Annotated in this window: 17 protein-coding genes and 1 tRNA gene; 13 read left to right on the forward strand and 5 right to left on the reverse strand. The window is 63.3% G+C overall.

Annotated elements, in window-relative coordinates; genetic code table 11:
* The first annotated feature begins 24 nt into the window (after positions 1–24).
* Positions 25–1,137: an ROK family transcriptional regulator gene (locus WFR25_RS21855; protein ID WP_336973670.1), complete on the forward strand. Its 1,113-nt coding sequence runs from the start codon at positions 25–27 to the stop codon at positions 1,135–1,137.
* Positions 1,138–1,225: 88 nt separating this feature from the next.
* Here the strand turns inward: WFR25_RS21855 and WFR25_RS21860 are convergent, their stop codons facing one another.
* A complete protein-coding gene (locus WFR25_RS21860) occupies positions 1,226–1,729 on the reverse strand; it encodes a hypothetical protein (protein ID WP_336973671.1) in 504 nt (167 codons plus the stop codon).
* A gap of 249 nt (positions 1,730–1,978) precedes the next feature.
* Positions 1,979–2,053: transfer RNA gene (locus WFR25_RS21865), tRNA-Thr, on the reverse strand.
* 124 nt (positions 2,054–2,177) lie between these two features.
* Here WFR25_RS21865 and WFR25_RS21870 point away from each other — a divergent pair.
* Positions 2,178–2,312 carry a hypothetical protein gene (locus WFR25_RS21870; RefSeq protein WP_336973673.1) on the forward strand — a complete coding sequence of 45 codons (135 nt, stop codon included), beginning with the start codon at positions 2,178–2,180 and terminating at the stop codon, positions 2,310–2,312.
* 8 nt (positions 2,313–2,320) lie between these two features.
* Here the strand turns inward: WFR25_RS21870 and WFR25_RS21875 are convergent, their stop codons facing one another.
* Positions 2,321–4,102, reverse strand: coding sequence for an aminopeptidase P family protein (locus WFR25_RS21875; RefSeq protein WP_336973674.1), 1,782 nt, complete (start codon positions 4,100–4,102; stop codon positions 2,321–2,323).
* 121 nt (positions 4,103–4,223) lie between these two features.
* Here WFR25_RS21875 and WFR25_RS21880 point away from each other — a divergent pair, with 121 nt between their 5' ends.
* Positions 4,224–6,296, forward strand: a complete 2,073-nt coding sequence (locus tag WFR25_RS21880) for a S9 family peptidase (RefSeq protein WP_336973676.1) — start codon at positions 4,224–4,226, stop codon at positions 6,294–6,296.
* Between the two features lie 4 nt (positions 6,297–6,300).
* Positions 6,301–6,696 carry an acyl-CoA thioesterase gene (locus tag WFR25_RS21885; protein WP_336973677.1) on the forward strand — a complete coding sequence of 132 codons (396 nt, stop codon included), beginning with the start codon at positions 6,301–6,303 and terminating at the stop codon, positions 6,694–6,696.
* Between the two features lie 39 nt (positions 6,697–6,735).
* On the opposite strand, the gene WFR25_RS21890 is transcribed toward WFR25_RS21885, so the two are convergent.
* Positions 6,736–7,248, reverse strand: coding sequence for an outer membrane protein assembly factor BamE (locus WFR25_RS21890; RefSeq protein WP_336973680.1), 513 nt, complete (start codon positions 7,246–7,248; stop codon positions 6,736–6,738).
* Between the two features lie 189 nt (positions 7,249–7,437).
* On the opposite strand from WFR25_RS21890, the gene WFR25_RS21895 reads away from it, so the two are divergent.
* From WFR25_RS21895 to ribH, 7 genes are all read left to right on the forward strand, one after another.
* Complete coding sequence (locus WFR25_RS21895; RefSeq protein WP_336973681.1) at positions 7,438–7,965, forward strand: ubiquinol-cytochrome C chaperone family protein; 528 nt, start codon at positions 7,438–7,440, stop codon at positions 7,963–7,965.
* Positions 7,962–8,510 carry a DUF177 domain-containing protein gene (locus WFR25_RS21900; protein WP_336973682.1) on the forward strand — a complete coding sequence of 183 codons (549 nt, stop codon included), beginning with the start codon at positions 7,962–7,964 and terminating at the stop codon, positions 8,508–8,510. Before WFR25_RS21895 ends, WFR25_RS21900 begins: the two co-directional genes overlap by 4 nt.
* A gap of 65 nt (positions 8,511–8,575) precedes the next feature.
* Entirely contained in the window at positions 8,576–9,031 is a 456-nt protein-coding gene (locus WFR25_RS21905; protein WP_336973684.1) for a hypothetical protein, read from the forward strand.
* A 16-nt stretch (positions 9,032–9,047) separates the two neighbouring features.
* Positions 9,048–10,031, forward strand: coding sequence for a bifunctional diaminohydroxyphosphoribosylaminopyrimidine deaminase/5-amino-6-(5-phosphoribosylamino)uracil reductase RibD (gene ribD / locus WFR25_RS21910; protein WP_336973685.1), 984 nt, complete (start codon positions 9,048–9,050; stop codon positions 10,029–10,031).
* Positions 10,032–10,063: 32 nt separating this feature from the next.
* Positions 10,064–10,684 (forward strand): riboflavin synthase, encoded by a 621-nt coding sequence (locus tag WFR25_RS21915; RefSeq protein ID WP_336973686.1) that lies wholly within the window; start codon positions 10,064–10,066, stop codon positions 10,682–10,684.
* A 64-nt stretch (positions 10,685–10,748) separates the two neighbouring features.
* Complete coding sequence (gene ribB / locus WFR25_RS21920) at positions 10,749–12,065, forward strand: 3,4-dihydroxy-2-butanone-4-phosphate synthase (protein ID WP_336973688.1); 1,317 nt, start codon at positions 10,749–10,751, stop codon at positions 12,063–12,065.
* Positions 12,066–12,079: 14 nt separating this feature from the next.
* A complete protein-coding gene (gene ribH, locus WFR25_RS21925) occupies positions 12,080–12,499 on the forward strand; it encodes a 6,7-dimethyl-8-ribityllumazine synthase (RefSeq protein ID WP_336973689.1) in 420 nt (139 codons plus the stop codon).
* A 60-nt stretch (positions 12,500–12,559) separates the two neighbouring features.
* Here the strand turns inward: ribH and WFR25_RS21930 are convergent, their stop codons facing one another.
* The gene (locus WFR25_RS21930; RefSeq protein WP_336973690.1) at positions 12,560–13,654 is read right to left on the reverse strand and encodes an alkene reductase; all 1,095 of its coding nucleotides are present in this window, start codon (positions 13,652–13,654) and stop codon (positions 12,560–12,562) included.
* 71 nt (positions 13,655–13,725) lie between these two features.
* Between WFR25_RS21930 and WFR25_RS21935 the strand changes: the two genes are divergently transcribed.
* On the forward strand, positions 13,726–14,607 hold the full coding sequence (locus WFR25_RS21935) for a DMT family transporter (RefSeq protein WP_336973691.1): 882 nt from the start codon (positions 13,726–13,728) through the stop codon (positions 14,605–14,607).
* A 9-nt stretch (positions 14,608–14,616) separates the two neighbouring features.
* Positions 14,617–15,282, forward strand: coding sequence for a COQ9 family protein (locus WFR25_RS21940; protein WP_336973692.1), 666 nt, complete (start codon positions 14,617–14,619; stop codon positions 15,280–15,282).
* Position 15,283 lies beyond the last annotated feature (1 nt).

Genomic DNA, 15,283 nt, shown 5'->3' on the forward strand with positions numbered 1-15,283 from the left:
ATCGCTTTGAGGACAGACAGGCCGGTGCATTTTCCGACGCTCGACAAGGATCAGCGGCGCATCATTCAGATGCTTCGCAAGTCTGGACCGCTTTCCCGATCGGCTGTGGCAGCGGCGCTGGAAATCAGCGGCACCGCCCTTACCCGGCTTTCCCGCGACCTGCTCTCGTTGGGGGTCGTTGAGGAAATGCCCGATGCCGAAGTGCATGGCAGAGGGCGGCCCGCCATCCCATTGCAATTGGCGGCGAAGGGTGGATATGCGGTCGGTGCTACGGCCCATAAGGGACTCCTCGACATTTCGCTGGTCGATTTCGCCGGTGCTACGATCGCGACCCACACTGAGGCAATCGAGCCGATCGACCCCAAAGCGTTCGCGAAAAAGGTGCGGCGCCTCATCCACCTTCTGGTGGATCGTCACGATCTGCTGGGACAAAGAATGCTGGGTATAGGCATCGCCGTGCCTGGCCCGTCCCTGTCTCCCGCAGGCGACCGCTGGAGCGTGGTCGATGTTCTGCCGAACTGGCGGGATGCGCCCTTGCACGACATCTTCTCTGCCGAATTCGGCTGGCCGCTCTGGATGGAAAATGACGCCAATGCTGCGGCGCTTGCCGAATATTATCTTGGTGGACTGATGCGGGATTTTTCCAACGTGGTCGTACTGCTTCTGGGCTACGGGATCGGTGCGGGAGTCATCGTGGACGGTCGGCTCGTTCGCGGTCAGTTCGGCGTGGCTGGAGAAATCGGCTGCCTGTTTCCCGGAGACTTGCCCCGGCCCAGCCCAATGGACCTTTTATCCATTCTTCGCTCGAACGGCTGCGACATTTCTTCGGTCGCGGAGATCGATCTCAATGCTCCCGATCAGGCTCCAACAATCGAAGCCTGGTCGGACCGGGCGGCTGAGCAACTCGAAACTGTCTGCAATACTGCTTTTGCCTGGCTTGATCCTGGTGCAATTGTGCTGGCGGGGACGTTGACCAGCGAAATCCTGCGAGGCTTGGCCAGCCGGCTGCATGCGGCGAACCTCGTCACAACCGTTTACGAGCGGCGGCCACCTGTCCAGGTGTCCAGCCTGCGCGGCTCCCCCATAACATTGGGCGCAGCCCTCTTGCCGATTCATGCCTTGTCAGCAGAGGTATAGATTTTGGCTGCCGTCGGAAGACCATCAAGTTTCCCCGCCTGCTTGTCGGCTATCCCACGCAGCCCAGGCACGGATCATTGCAGGGTGCCTAAGGCGCAGTGAGGCCGATTCCGCCCACCGTGGCGCCCATTATCCTCAAACTCGCGATCTTTTTAGGTGGTACATCAGCAACGATCACTGTGAGTTTGGTCCACGCTCCGCTGAGCGCATTGCCTTTAAGCCGCCAAGGCAAGGCCGAAGAGGGTATGTCCTTGCCATCTTTTCCCACAGGATAGCCATAAATCTCGATACCGCTCAACTTTGCGGCAAGGGGATTGCCAATCCTGAACGTCAACTTGCTACCTGCGCCGTTCGCGACCGCCGCGTCCCACTGGATCGTGATAGCGCCATAATCCGTGCGGATGGTAGAAAAGCCGCTATCACCTAGCTTGAGATTGACCGTTGGATTGCTGGTCCTGTAATCCTTCTCCAGCCGATCCACTCGATCGGAGATATCTGCCAAGCTGGGTTGAGCGACGTGGGTGCTGGTCAGCGCAGGACCGTTACCGCAACCAGCCAACGCAAATGATAGGAAAATCAAGGCTCCGCGCATCGTTCCCCCTATGCCCCCTGGGCCGAATCTCGGAACACATGCCTGTCTCCGCGACATCGCATTTCTAGAAGCTCGCCAGTTCATTACAAGCCTGCGCAGATAGGCTTCCATCATCGACCGCCCGAAAACACGGTAGATCGATGCCAGCCAGCCTGCCGGCCATGAGGTCTGGCCCATTTTCCGGTCATTATCCAAATGACGCCCATTCTATCCCCGAAGGGTAATCAGACGCTATGTCATTGAAAAAAATGGTGCTGCCGGTGAGGATTGAACTCACGACCTCAGCCTTACCAAGGATGCGCTCTACCACTGAGCTACGGCAGCATCTCACCATTTTTCGCGACCCTTGCGGGCGGCGGAGCCGGGCCTATGGCCTTGGCGGGGCGTCCTGTCAACCAGCTTTCGGGCGACTTGCTGCAACGACCCACTTTTCGCTACAGCCGGACTAATGAGCGAGAGCAAAGACGAACGGCAGGCGCGATTAGCGCAGGCGCTGCGCGACAATCTACGGCGGCGCAAGGCGCAGGCGCGGGCTGGCGATGCACCGCCCCCGCCCGAGGATAAACCGGGCGGCGGGGCGTAGCTGACAGATCAGATCGGGGCGCAGGCCTGTTTGAGCCAGTCGAGGGCCGCGCCGTTCAGTTGCGGGCCGACAATCTCCAGCACCTTGGCGTGATAGAGGTTGAGCCACATACGTTCTTCGCCAGTCAGCAGGTCAGCGACCACCAGCGCGCGGTCGATAGGCGCATAGGTCAGCGTTTCAAAGCCCAGCATCGGCTGTTCGGCACCGGGCACGGCACGCTCCTCCACCAGCACCAGATTTTCGATGCGGATGCCATATTCGCCGGCCTTGTAATAGCCCGGCTCGTTGGAGAGGAACATACCGGCCGCCAGCGGTTCGTCGCCGCCGCCAAAAGTCGCGATCCGCTGTGGCCCTTCATGCACCGACAGGAAGCTGCCGACGCCGTGACCGGTGCCATGGGCATAGTCCAGCCCCTCGGCCCAAAGGAATTGCCGCGCGAGGATGTCGAGCTGGCCGCCGCGCGTCCCCTTTGGAAACACCGCGCGGGCGAGCGCGATATGGCCCTTCAGCACCAGCGTGAAGCGGCGGCGCATTTCCTCGGTCGGCGTGCCGATGGCGAGGGTGCGGGTGACGTCGGTGGTGCCGTCCCGATATTGGCCGCCCGAATCGACCAGATAGAGCGAGCCGCTCTCAACCGGGCGGTTGGTCTTTTCCTCGACCCGATAATGGACGACCGCACCGTTGGGACCAGCGCCGCTGATCGTGTCGAAGGACAAATCCTGCAATGCGCCCGTATCCTTCCGGAAGGCTTCCAGACGGTCGGAGGCGCTCAGTTCATCGACCCCGCCCTTGGGCGCCTCGGTCGATACCCAATGGAGGAAGCGGGAGAGCGCCGCGCCGTCGCGGGCTTGCGCGGCCTTGTGCCCGGCGATTTCGGTTTCGTTCTTGATCGCCTTGGGCAGCACCGCCGGATCGCGCAGCGACAGGATGGTCGCCCCGCCTTTATCGAGTTGATCGAAGATCGCGGCGACGGCGCGTTCCGGATCGGCGACCACGGTTTTGCCGCTCAGGTCGGCGAGCGCAGCGGCGAAATCGGCGCGGTCGTGAACGCGGACCGCATTGCCCAGATGCTTGATGACGGTTTCGTCGATCTTTTCGGGGCTGACATAGAGGTCGGCGGTCGCGTCAGCATGGACGATCGCATAGGCCAGCGCGACCGGCGTGCGCTCCACATCCTTGCCGCGAATATTGAAGGTCCAGGCGATCGAATCGAGCGCGGAGAGGATCGCCGCGTCAGCCTTCTTGGCGACCAGCCAGTCGGCCATATCCTGCCGCTTTTCCGCGACATTCTTGCCTGCATAATGATCGTCGTGGACGACCAGCTTCGCGTCGCTGGGTGCGGGCCGGTCGGGCCAGACGCGGTCGATGGGGTTGGTGTCGACGGCGATCAGCGCCGCCCCCTTCTCCGCCAGCGCAGCCGTCGCCTGATTGACCCAGGCGCGGGTGTGGAGCCAGGGATCGTAGCCGATGCGCCCGCCTGTCGGCGCATGGTCGCCCAGCCAAGCCGCGACCGAGGTCTTGGCCACGCTTTCATAGGTCCAATGGGCGCCGTCCACCTGCTCGCGCACTTGCAGCGTATAGCGGCCGTCGGTGAAGATCGCGGCTTCCTGCGGCAGCACCACGGCGCTGCCCGCAGATCCCTGAAAACCCGTGAGCCAGGCGAGGCGCTGGGCATAGGCGCCGACATATTCGCTCATATGCTCATCGGTCAGGGGGACGACGAAACCATCGAGCCGATCGCGCACCAACTGTTCGCGCAGGGCCTTCAGGCGGTCTTCATAGGTGGACATGCATGCTTCCTTGTTGCACGGCCCTCTTGGCATAGGCCGATCGACCGCCAACATAGGCGGGAGCAGCGGCGGATGCCAGCACCGCCGATCGACCGCCTTTTCTTTGCAAGATGGATAGTGAATGACCAACGCCTCGACGCCGCCCCCCGGCCCTCCTTCAGCCGCCAAGCGCCCGCACAGCTTTGAGCGCCACGGTATCAAGGTGGAGGATCAATGGGCCTGGCTGCGCGATCCGGGCTATCCTGATGTGAAGGACAAGGATGTCCTGTCCTATCTAAAGGCCGAAAATGCCTGGTTTGAGGGAGCGATGAAGCCCCACAAGCCGCTGACCGACAGGCTGTTCGCCGAGATGAAGGGGCGGATCAAGGAGGATGACAGTTCCGTCCCGCAAAAGGATGGCGACTTTCTGTATTGGCGCGCATTCGAAACCGGCGCGCAATATCGCAAATGGTATCGCAAGCCCGTGGCCGGAGGCGAGGATCAACTGATCCTGGACGAAACCGCGCTGGCGGAAGGGCATGACTATTTCCGGCTGGGCGCGATGTCAGTGAGTCCGGATGGCCGCTACCTCGCCTATGCGATCGACGATGACGGGTCGGAACGGTTCGAGGCGCGGATAAAGGATCTGTTCTCGGGCGAACTGCTGCCCGAAGTCATTCCCGGCACTCTATCGACGCTGGTGTGGACCAGCGACAATAAGGGGCTGCTCTATGGGTTGGCCAATGACAATTGGCGGACGGACAATGCGCGGCTGCATTGGCTGGGCACGCCGGTGGAGAGCGATGTCGAGCTGTTCCATGAGGCGGATGAGGGGTTCCGTGTCTCGATCGGCCTTACCTCTTCGGAAAAGTGGATCGTGCTGGCGACCGGCGACCATGTGACGACCGAGGCGTGGCTGGTGCCCGCCGACAATCCGACCGCAAAGCCGATGCTGGTGGCGGCGCGGCAGCCGGGGCGCGAATATGATGTCGATGAGCATGAGGGCACGCTCTATATCCGCACCAACGACACCCATCCCAATTTCCGGCTGGTGACGGCGGCGATGGACGCGCCCGGCGATTGGACCGAAGTGATTGCGCCCGATCCGCATTTCTACCTGACCGACTTCACCCTGTTCAAACGCTTCTACGTCACCGAAGGGCGGCAGGACGGGTTGGACCAGATCGAACTGCGCGATTATGCGACCCACGGGGTCAAGCGCCTGTCCTTCCCCGAGGCCAGCTATTCCGCGTCACTGGACGACAATCCCGAATATGACGTGACCAAGCTGCGCATCGGTTATGAATCGATGGTCACGCCCGACACGATCTACGACTATCATCTCGACAGCGGCGAGAAGGCGTTGCTGAAGGTTCAGGAAATCCCGTCGGGCTATGACGCCAGCCGCTATGCGACCGAACGGCTGGAGATAGCCGCGCGCGACGGCACCATGGTCCCGGTGTCGATCGTCTATGCCAGGGATTTCCCGCGTGACGGCAGCGCGCCGCTGCACCTTTATGGCTATGGCGCCTATGGCATGGCGATGGAGCCGGGCTTCTCGACCGTGCGGCTTTCGCTGCTCGACCGGGGCTTTGCCTTTGCGCTGGCGCATATTCGCGGTGGCGACGATCTGGGCCAGCAATGGTATCTGGACGGGAAGCTGGAGAAGCGGACCAACACATTCAACGATTTCGTCGATGTGGCGAAGGGGCTGATCGAACTTGGCTATAGCAGCGCCGGGCGGATCACCATTTCGGGCGGATCGGCGGGTGGCGAGCTGATGGGCGCGGTGATGAACAGCGATCCCGACCTGTGGGGCGCAGTGGTGGCGCATGTGCCGTTCGTCGATGTGCTGAACACGATGTTGGACGAGACGCTGCCGCTGACGCCGGGCGAATGGCCCGAATGGGGCAACCCGATCGAGGACAAGGCGGCGTTCGAGACGATCCTGGCCTATGACCCCTATAATGGGGTGAAGTCGCAGGCTTATCCACCGCTGATGGTGACAGCGGGTCTCAATGACCCGCGCGTTACCTATTGGGAGCCGGCCAAATGGGTGGCGAAACTGCGCGCGACCAAGACCGACGACAATATCCTGCTGCTCAAGACCAATATGGGCGCGGGACATGGCGGCAAGTCGGGCCGGTTCGAAAGCCTGGAGGAGACGGCGGAGGAATTCGCCTTCATCCTGTGGCAAATGGGTATCGAAGGATAAGGCAATGGCATCCAGCTACACTTGCTCCATCACCGCAACACCTGAGCATATCGACGTGCTGGGCCATGTGAACAATGCGGTGTGGGTGCAGTGGATGGAGCAGGTGGCGACCGAGCATTGGACGCGGGACGCCGATCCTGCCCATGTCGACGCCTATGTTTGGGTCGTGACCAGGCACGAAATCGACTATCGCGGCAATGTGACGGAAGGCCAGACGGTGGAGGCGCGCACCTGGATCGGCGCACCGCCGCGCGGGGCGCGGTTCGACCGATTGATGGAATTTACCGGGCCGGACGGCAAGGTGAAGGTGGCGGCGAAATCGACCTGGGCGATCGTGGAGAAGGCGTCAGGCCGCATCATGCGTGTGCCGCCAGAGGTCGCCGCGCCGTTCGTGCCCTGATCGACGGTCAATAACGAAATGGACTAGGGTCGATCGACCCTAGCTGCCGTTCGGTCCCGGACCCGTGTTGCCGCCGCCCTGGCCGCCCATGCCGCCAGCGCCGACCGCGCCGATATTGCCGAAGATTTCGTCGAACAGACTGCGGTTGCGGCCCAGCGTCGGGGTCTTGTCACCCATGGGCGAGATTTTCGCGACCTGCTCCAGCCCCATGCGATCGACCGTCGTGACATTGCCCGCCGCGTCAAAGCGGATGTGCAGCACCGTCTGGTCGACCGGGCGGGGGTTGGCGAAGGCCAGCTGGCGCATGTCGCGGGACACATAATACCAGTCCTGCTCCCCGAATTGCGAAGCGAAGCTGGGGCGGCCCAGCGTGCCTTCCACCGACGCGCGGTTGTCGATACCCGGTTGCACCGAATCGACCAGCAGCTTGTCGACCTGATAGCCCTGATGCGAGCGGACGCGGGTGCAGCCCGATGCGCCCAGCACCGCCGCGCAAAGGCCGACCGCGAGCATGATACGCCCGCTGCGGGTGTGACGGCTGAACTGGGGCATGAAATTCTCCTGGCGGGACGCGTGGGAACGCGCGCCCAAAAAACTGGCAATCCTGCCGCAGCCATTGCATTGGGCGGCGCTCCAATCAATATGGAATCGCGCAGACCACTACAAGGCCAGCGCGCTTAACCGCATAAGAGGCGCTGCCCGCCGTGCCTTTTGCCCAAGACGATAGAATGCCGCTTGCCCATGTCCAGCCCCGCCCCTTCCTTCCTGTCCCGCCTGTTTGGTCGCACCGATTCCAGGGAAAAGATGCGCCCGCTCTATAACGCCATCATCGTCGAGGGACGCGCCGAACACTGGTATGCGCTTGGTCAGGTGCCCGACACGCTGGACGGCCGGTTCGACATGATCGTCGCCACGCTGGCACAAGTCCTGCTGCGGCTGGAGCGCGATGGCACGGCGCAGGAAAGCGTCTGGCTGACCGAATTGTTCGTGGACGACATGGACGGTCAGTTGCGCGAGGAAGGCGTGGGTGACGTCGTGGTCGGCAAGCATGTCGGCCGGATGATGAGCGCATTGGGCGGCCGGATCGCCGCCTATCGCGACGCGCTGAACGGTGATGCGCCGCTGAACGAAGCACTGGTTCGGAACTTGTATCGCGGACAGGCGCCCGATCCCGCCGCACTGGCGCATGCGGAGGCGGAGATACGTTCAGGCTGGGCGCGGCGACTCGCCGTGCCGCTGGACAGGATGCTGACGGGAGACATCGGATGACCACGCAATCTGCTTCAGCTTTGCCTGCCCCTGAATTTTCGCGCCCCGTGCGTCTCGACCAATTGGGACGCCATGCCGACAGCGTCATGATCAGCGCCAGCCCAGAGGAACGTGCGGCGCTGATACCTCGCTTCGGACTGCTGGCGCTCGACCGGCTGGAAGCAGACTATGCGCTGAGCGTCGAGGGCGACGCGGTGATGGCGCGCGGCCGCGTGCGCGCGGCCCTGGCCCAGCCCTGCGTGGCCACCGCAACGGCGGTACCCGAGACGATCGACGCGCCTTTCGTCCTGCGCTTCGTGCGCGAGGGCGAAAGCGTGCCGGAGGGTGAGGAACTGGAACTCGACGCGGAGGATTGCGACACGATCGGCTTTACCGGCGACGCGATCGACATGGGCGAAGCGGTGGCCGAGACGATGGCGCTGGCGATGGAACCCTATCCCCGCGCGGCGGACGCCGACGCCGTGCTGCGCGCAGCGGGTGTGATGAGCGAGGAACAGGCCAGCCCCTTCGCGGCGCTGCTGGCGCTCAAGACGAAGAAGGACTGAAGGCGGAGGGGCGCTTTGCCCGCAGGCACTTTGCATAAGCGCCAGCTTCCCCTATATTAACGACCATGGCGATCTTTCCCCGTCCCGTTTCTCCCAAAAGCGCCGCTGGCGACCTGTGGAGCTATTTCCGCGAGAATCGGCCGCATAAATGGCCGATTCTGGGCCTGTCGGCCGCGATCACCTGGGTCATCATCTGGGGGTTCATCGTTGACGGCAACACCAACACGATGCCGACCCGCAACAAGATCATATACGTCAAAAGCTGGGACGCGAACCGCACGGACGCAGCCGTCATTCTTCAGCAGAAGATGGACATTGCGAAGGGCGAAGCGATATTGAAGACCCAGCAGCGCGAAATGCAGGGCCTGGCCGACGCATTCGGCATTGATTGGCGCACGGACGCTGAGCGCAACAAATTGCGACGCGACAAAGCCCTGAAAGACATCAACGCCCAGCTCGACGCGCGACTCGCCAAGGCGGAAGCGACCGAAGGTAGCGTTGCGCCGGCCCAGCAGCCCTGATCTTTCGGCCCCACGCTTGACCGGAACACTCGACGACCACCGTTACATGGCTGCGGCCATCGCCCTGTCGCGGCGCGGACGGGGGCTTTCCACGCCCAATCCCAATGTCGGCTGCCTGATCGTGCGCGAGAATCGCGTCGTCGGACGCGGCTGGACCCAGAAGGGCGGGCGCCCCCATGCCGAGGCGCAGGCGCTGGAGCAGGCGATGGACCGGGCGCGCGGGGCCACGGCCTATGTGACGCTGGAGCCATGTTTTCATCTGTCGCCGCGCGGGCCGCGCTGTGCCGACCTGATGGTCCGGGCGGGCGTTGAGCGCGTAGTGATCGCCCTGCAAGACCCTGACCCCCGCACCGACGGACAGGGCGCAGGCCATCTGAAGGCGCAGGGCATCACCGTCGAGATGGGGCTGATGGCCAAAGAGGCCGCCGCCGCCATGGCGGGATTCGTGCTGCGCCAAACGCAGGGGCGACCGCATGTAACATTGAAGCTGGGCCTCTCGCTGGATGGGCGGATCGCCCTGCCCGATGGGTCGAGCCGCTGGATTACTGGCGCGGAGGCGCGTGCGCATGCCCATGTCGAACGCGCGATGCATGACGCAATTCTGGTGGGCGGTGGCACATTGCGCGCCGATGCGCCGACGCTCGACGTGCGGGTCCGGGGTCTTGAGGATCGCTCGCCCCGTCGGCTGGTGCTGACGCGGGGAACAGTGCCGCAAGGGTGGAACGCGATTACCGCACCAGAACAGATATCCGCGCTGGAACGGGTCGATCATCTGCTGGTCGAGGGTGGCGCGGAAACGGCCGCCGCCTTCCTGCGCACGGGACTGGTCGATCGGTTGCTGCTGTATCGCGCGCCGATCCTGATTGGCGACGGACTGCCGGGGATTGGCGACATTGGCCTCACTGACCTCAGCACGGCGCATGGGCGTTGGCGGCTGACCGACACCCGGATGCTGGGCATCGACCGGCTGGAGGTTTACGAGGCCGTTCGCAGCGCCTAAGCGCACCTCAGCTTCATCAGGACGATCGACCCATGTTCACCGGCATCATCACCGACATCGGCGCCATCAATCAGGCAGAGCAACGCGGCGACCTGCGGCTGGCCATCGGTTGCAGCTATGCCATGGATTCGGTCGCGATCGGCGCGTCGATCGCCTGTTCGGGCGCATGCCTGACGGTCGTGGAGAAGGGCGACGACTGGTTCGCGGTCGACCTGTCGGCCGAAACGGTCGCGCGCACCGCGCCGGGGCTGTGGACCATGGGCGGACGCCTCAACCTTGAGCGCGCGCTCAAGGTCGGCGACGAACTGGGCGGGCATATCGTCACCGGCCATGTCGATGGCATCGGCACTTTGGTCTCCGCGACTCCGGTCGGCGATTCGATCACATTGGTGATCGCCGCCGCCGCCGCCCTCGCCCCTGCGCTCGCGGCCAAAGGGTCGATCACGGTTGATGGCATCTCCCTGACCGTCAACAGCATCGAGGATCAGGCCGATGGCAGCTGCCATTTCGCGCTGAATATCATCCCTCACACCGCCGCCGCGACGACGCTGGACCGGCTGGATGCGGGCCGTGCCTTCAACCTCGAAATCGACGTACTGGCCCGTTATCTCGACCGAATGCAGAGCCTTCAACGTCAGCAATGTGAATTTTGACTTGAATATATCACACTGTGGTGTGATATTGGTGGCCTACTGAATTGTTCAGAAGGCGCACATCATGTCCACATCGCTGATCGAAACCCTCCGCTCGCTCGTCTCCGAAGGGGGATTGTCGCGATCCGGCCTTGCCCGCGCCGCCGGGCTGCACGCCAACAGCCTGCGCCGTCTGGGCGAGACGGACTGGAACCCGACAGCCGACACGCTGGGCAAGCTGGAAGCCTATCTGCAAAAGCGCGAGGGCGGCACCGCCCTCGCCTCCCCCGAAGAAATCATCAACGAGGCCCGCAATGGCCGCATGTTCATTCTGGTCGATGACGAAGATCGGGAGAATGAAGGTGATCTGGTGATCCCGGCGCAGATGGCGACGCCCGACGCCATCAACTTCATGGCGACGCACGGGCGCGGCCTCATCTGCCTGGCGCTGACCAAGACGCGGGTCGACCAGTTGGGCCTGGACCTGATGAGTCGCGAGAACGGTACCCGCCACCAGACTGCTTTTACCGTGTCGATCGAGGCCCGCGATGGTGTGGATACCGGCATCAGCGCCGCCGACCGGGCGCGCACCGTGTCGGTCGCGATCGACGGGTCCAAGGGACCGCAGGACATCGTCACCCCCGGTCATGTCTTTCCGCTGATCGCCAAGGAGGGCGGCGTACTGGTCCGCACCGGCCATACCGAAGCAGCGGTCGACGTGGCGCGACTGGCGGGCCTGAACCCGTCGGGTGTCATCTGCGAAGTGATGAAGGATGACGGCACGATGGCGCGGCTGGACGACCTGTTCGTCTTTGCCGCCAAGCACCGGATGAAGATCGGCACGATCCGCGACCTGATCGCCTATCGCCGCCGCCACGACCATATGGTCGTGCGCCGGGCGGAGGCCAGCTTCACCAGCAAATGGGGCGGCCAGTGGAAGGCTATCACCTTCTACAACAAGGCGACCGAGACCGAGCAGATCGTTCTGCAAAAGGGGCGGATCGAGGCCGACAAGCCGACACTGGTGCGAATGCACCAACTTTCGCCGCTGAACGACATGTTCGGGCTGGAAGGTCCGCGCGGCGACCTGCTCGCCCGGTCGATGGAGATCATCGGCAAGGAGGGCGCAGGCGTGGTCGTCATCCTGGCCAACCGGAACGAGGATAATGACATGCTGACCCAGTTGATCCGGCATCATGCCGGCACGCATGATGGCAATATGGATGAGTTGCGCGACTATGGCGTGGGCGCACAAATCCTGGCGGAACTGGGCGTGCATGACATGGTGTTGCTGTCCAACAGCCATCACAGCCTGATCGCACTGGACGGCTATGACCTGGCTGTCGTAGGGCATCAGCCGCTTGCCCCCGTGCCGGTCACTCCGCAGCCGGTTGCAGCCTGAAAGGACAGACAAATATGGCGAAATTCCTGATCGTCGAGGCACGATTCTATACCCATCTCAACGACCTGCTGATCGAAGGTGCCAAGGCGGCGCTGGACGATGAAGGACATAAATATGAGGTGATCACCGTGCCCGGCGCGCTGGAAATTCCCGGCGCGATCGCGATGGCCGCGGAAACGGGACGCTATGACGGCTTTGTCGCGATCGGCGTGGTCATTCGCGGCGAGACCTATCATTTCGAAGTCGTGTCGAACGAGAGCGCGCGCGGCCTGATGGCGTTGAGCATGGATGGCATCGCCATCGGCAACGGCATCCTGACGGTCGAGAATGAGGCGCAGGCCCTGACCCGCGCCCGCATGACAGAGAAGAACAAGGGTGGCGAGGCCGCCAAGGCCGCCATCGCCATGCTGGGCCTGCGCGAGCGCTTCGCCTAAAATGCAAAAGTATCGGTCCGGTTAATACCGGACCGATACTCACTCTTCAGGCCATTATGGTCAAGCCGCTTGCGCCGCTTCCTCATCCAGCGTTGGAAAGTCAGTATAGCCTTCCGCGCCCTGGCTGTAGAAGGCCGCCATTGGCGCCTGATTGACCGGCGCGCCGATCTTAAACCGATCGATAAGGTCGGGATTGGCAAGGAATGGCCGGCCGAAGCTGATCGCGTCGGCAAGGCCGCTATCCAGATCCGCCTGCGCGCGCGCCAGATCATAATCGCTGTTCAGCACCAATGGCCCCGAAAAATATTGCCGAATCAGCGGCGACTGGCGCGGCACGTCGGTCGAGCCGAAGCTGCCGTCCGGGCCAGGCTCACGCAGTTCCAGAAAGGCGATGCCGATCGCGTCGAGCGCGCGCGCGGCGACAGCGAACAGACTGGCGGGATCACTGTCATCCACCCCCTGGCTATCGCCATTGGGCGACAGACGGACCGAGGTGCGATCCGCGCCAATCGCATCGGCCACCGCCTGCGTCACTTCGCGGAGAAGGCGAATGCGGTTTTCGGGGCTGCCGCCATAGAGGTCGTCGCGATGATTGGCGCCGTCGCGCAGAAACTGGTCGATCAAATAGCCATTGGCAGCATGAATTTGCACGCCGTCGAACCCGGCCTCCAGCGCGTTGCGCGCGGCGGTCACATAATCGGCGATCAACCCCGGGATTTCATCGACGCCCAGCGGACGAGCGACCTCAAAAGGCTGCTTGCCGTCATAGGTATGGGCGTCGCCCGGAGCGGCGGTGGCGCTGGACGACACCGGCTGCTCGCCCCCCAGCGAGGAGTGGACGATCCGGCCCATATGCCAGAGCTGCGCGACGATATGCCCGCCGCGCGCCTGAACGGCAGCGGTTACGGGCTTCCATGCCGCGACCTGCTCGTCACTCCAGAGGCCCGGCGCAAAGGGCCAGCCCAGCCCCTGCTGCGAAATGCCGGTCGCCTCACTGATGATAAGCCCCGCGCCCGCGCGCTGCTTATAATAATCCGCCATGATGGTCGTGGGCACATGGCCGCGCGTGGCGCGCCCGCGTGTCAGTGGCGCCATCAATATGCGATTGGGCGCGGCAATCGCGCCAAGCTGGATCGGATCGAACAGGCTGGGCATGGAATTTCCCTTATTTATATAGTTGCATATTGCAACGGGACTTGTGTGCCAAAGCCAGCTAGGGAGCGCGCATGTCGCATTCAACCCCCGCCGCGTCGATTGGTACACCGCGTCTGGCTTTTCCCGCCCTGATCCTGGGCAATATCGTCCTTGCCTTTGGCCCCGTGCTGGTGCGGCTGACCGATGTTGGCCCAACGGCGGCCGCCTTTTGGCGACTGGCGATCGCGCTCCCCTTTCTGCTGCTATTGGCGCGTAAGGAACTGACGCAAGCGCGGCTGTCGGCTGGCGAATGGGGCCTGATGGGCCTTGCCGGCCTGTTCTTCGCCGGTGATCTTGCAAGCTGGCATCTGGGCATCCTGCACACGAAAGTCGCCAATGCCACTGTGTTCGGCAATATCAGCGCCTTGCTCTTGCCCCTTTGGGGCATCGTGGTGCTGCGCCAGACACCGGGTAAATGGCAGAAGATTGCGATAGCCTTGGCTGCCGTCGGGACATTGGTGCTGATGGGCGGCAGTTATGAAACGTCGCCCCGCTATCTGAAGGGCGATCTGCTCTGTCTGTTCGCGGGCTTTCTCTACACCTTCTATTTCCTGCTTCTCCAGGGCGCGCGCCGAAAGCTGGGCAGTTGGTCCGTGCTGACGGTCGCGACCGTCGCCGCGACGCTGCCTACCCTGGCCTTCGCCATGGCGCTGGGTGAGAAGATCATGCCGACCGACTGGACGTGGGTAATCGTGCTGGCACTGTCCAGCCAGCTCGTCGGTCAGGGCCTGATGGTCTATGCGATGGGTTGGTTCTCGCCCCTGATCCTGGGCCTCAGCCTGCTGCTTCAGCCGGTGGTCGCAGCGCTGATCGGCTGGATACTGTTTGGCGAGACGGTGACGCCCACGGACCTGATGGGCGCAGTCGCCATCGCCATTGCGCTGATCCTTGTGCGGCTCCCGGTGAAGGCCTAGATTACCCCCATGACCGATCTGCCTGCCGATCCGACCCTCGACGAAATTCGCGCCGCGCTGGCGCCCGCCATTGCCCGCCATGCGGCCTTTGACGGCTGGCGCGCAGCGGTCCTGCCAATGGCGGCGGGTGACATTGGGGTGGATGCGGATGTCGCTGCCCTCGCCTTTCCCGGCGGCGCGATGGAGATGATCGACGCCTGGTTCGCGCATATCGATGCCCGAATGCTCGACGCGCTGCCGCCCCAAGCGCTGGCCGCGATGTCGATCCGGCAAAAGATCACTGCGCTGGTCGAGGCACGGCTGATGCTGCTGTCCCGCGACCGGGAGGCGCTGCGCCGGGCGATGGCGGTGCTGGCGATGCCGACCAATGTGGTGCGCGCAGGCAAGCTGGGCTGGCGCGCCGCTGATGTCATGTGGCGCGCGGCAGGCGACACCAGCACCGACTATAATCATTACAGCAAGCGCGCGTCGCTGGGCGCCCTCTATGCAACGACATTGCTGGCCTTTGTCGACGATGAGAGCGAAGGCCATGCCGACACGCGCGCCTTCCTTGCCCGGCGGATCGATGGGGTCATGCGGTTCGAGAAGACGAAGGCACGGCTGCTGGGTTCCGGCGATGGCGAGCGGTTAAGCCTGTCGCGTTTCATCGGGCGGCTGCGCTATCCGGTAATCTGAA

The organism is Sphingobium aromaticiconvertens (genome assembly GCF_037154075.1).
In the GTDB taxonomy this organism is placed as follows: domain Bacteria; phylum Pseudomonadota; class Alphaproteobacteria; order Sphingomonadales; family Sphingomonadaceae; genus Sphingobium; species Sphingobium aromaticiconvertens.

What these genes read in the sequence shown, in the direction of transcription:
- WFR25_RS21915 (WP_336973686.1), top strand. Translation starts at nt 10,064, where the DNA reads ATGTTCACCGGCATCATCACCGACATCGGCGCCATCAATCAGGCAGAG.
- WFR25_RS21935 (WP_336973691.1), top strand. Translation starts at nt 13,726, where the DNA reads ATGTCGCATTCAACCCCCGCCGCGTCGATTGGTACACCGCGTCTGGCT.
- WFR25_RS21860 (WP_336973671.1), bottom strand. Translation starts at nt 1,729, where the DNA reads ATGCGCGGAGCCTTGATTTTCCTATCATTTGCGTTGGCTGGTTGCGGT.
- WFR25_RS21885 (WP_336973677.1), top strand. Translation starts at nt 6,301, where the DNA reads ATGGCATCCAGCTACACTTGCTCCATCACCGCAACACCTGAGCATATC.
- WFR25_RS21895 (WP_336973681.1), top strand. Translation starts at nt 7,438, where the DNA reads ATGTCCAGCCCCGCCCCTTCCTTCCTGTCCCGCCTGTTTGGTCGCACC.
- WFR25_RS21875 (WP_336973674.1), bottom strand. Translation starts at nt 4,102, where the DNA reads ATGTCCACCTATGAAGACCGCCTGAAGGCCCTGCGCGAACAGTTGGTG.
- WFR25_RS21930 (WP_336973690.1), bottom strand. Translation starts at nt 13,654, where the DNA reads ATGCCCAGCCTGTTCGATCCGATCCAGCTTGGCGCGATTGCCGCGCCC.
- WFR25_RS21905 (WP_336973684.1), top strand. Translation starts at nt 8,576, where the DNA reads ATGGCGATCTTTCCCCGTCCCGTTTCTCCCAAAAGCGCCGCTGGCGAC.
- WFR25_RS21900 (WP_336973682.1), top strand. Translation starts at nt 7,962, where the DNA reads ATGACCACGCAATCTGCTTCAGCTTTGCCTGCCCCTGAATTTTCGCGC.
- ribB (WP_336973688.1), top strand. Translation starts at nt 10,749, where the DNA reads ATGTCCACATCGCTGATCGAAACCCTCCGCTCGCTCGTCTCCGAAGGG.
- WFR25_RS21890 (WP_336973680.1), bottom strand. Translation starts at nt 7,248, where the DNA reads ATGCCCCAGTTCAGCCGTCACACCCGCAGCGGGCGTATCATGCTCGCG.
- ribH (WP_336973689.1), top strand. Translation starts at nt 12,080, where the DNA reads ATGGCGAAATTCCTGATCGTCGAGGCACGATTCTATACCCATCTCAAC.
- WFR25_RS21880 (WP_336973676.1), top strand. Translation starts at nt 4,224, where the DNA reads ATGACCAACGCCTCGACGCCGCCCCCCGGCCCTCCTTCAGCCGCCAAG.
- WFR25_RS21870 (WP_336973673.1), top strand. Translation starts at nt 2,178, where the DNA reads ATGAGCGAGAGCAAAGACGAACGGCAGGCGCGATTAGCGCAGGCGCTG.
- WFR25_RS21940 (WP_336973692.1), top strand. Translation starts at nt 14,617, where the DNA reads ATGACCGATCTGCCTGCCGATCCGACCCTCGACGAAATTCGCGCCGCG.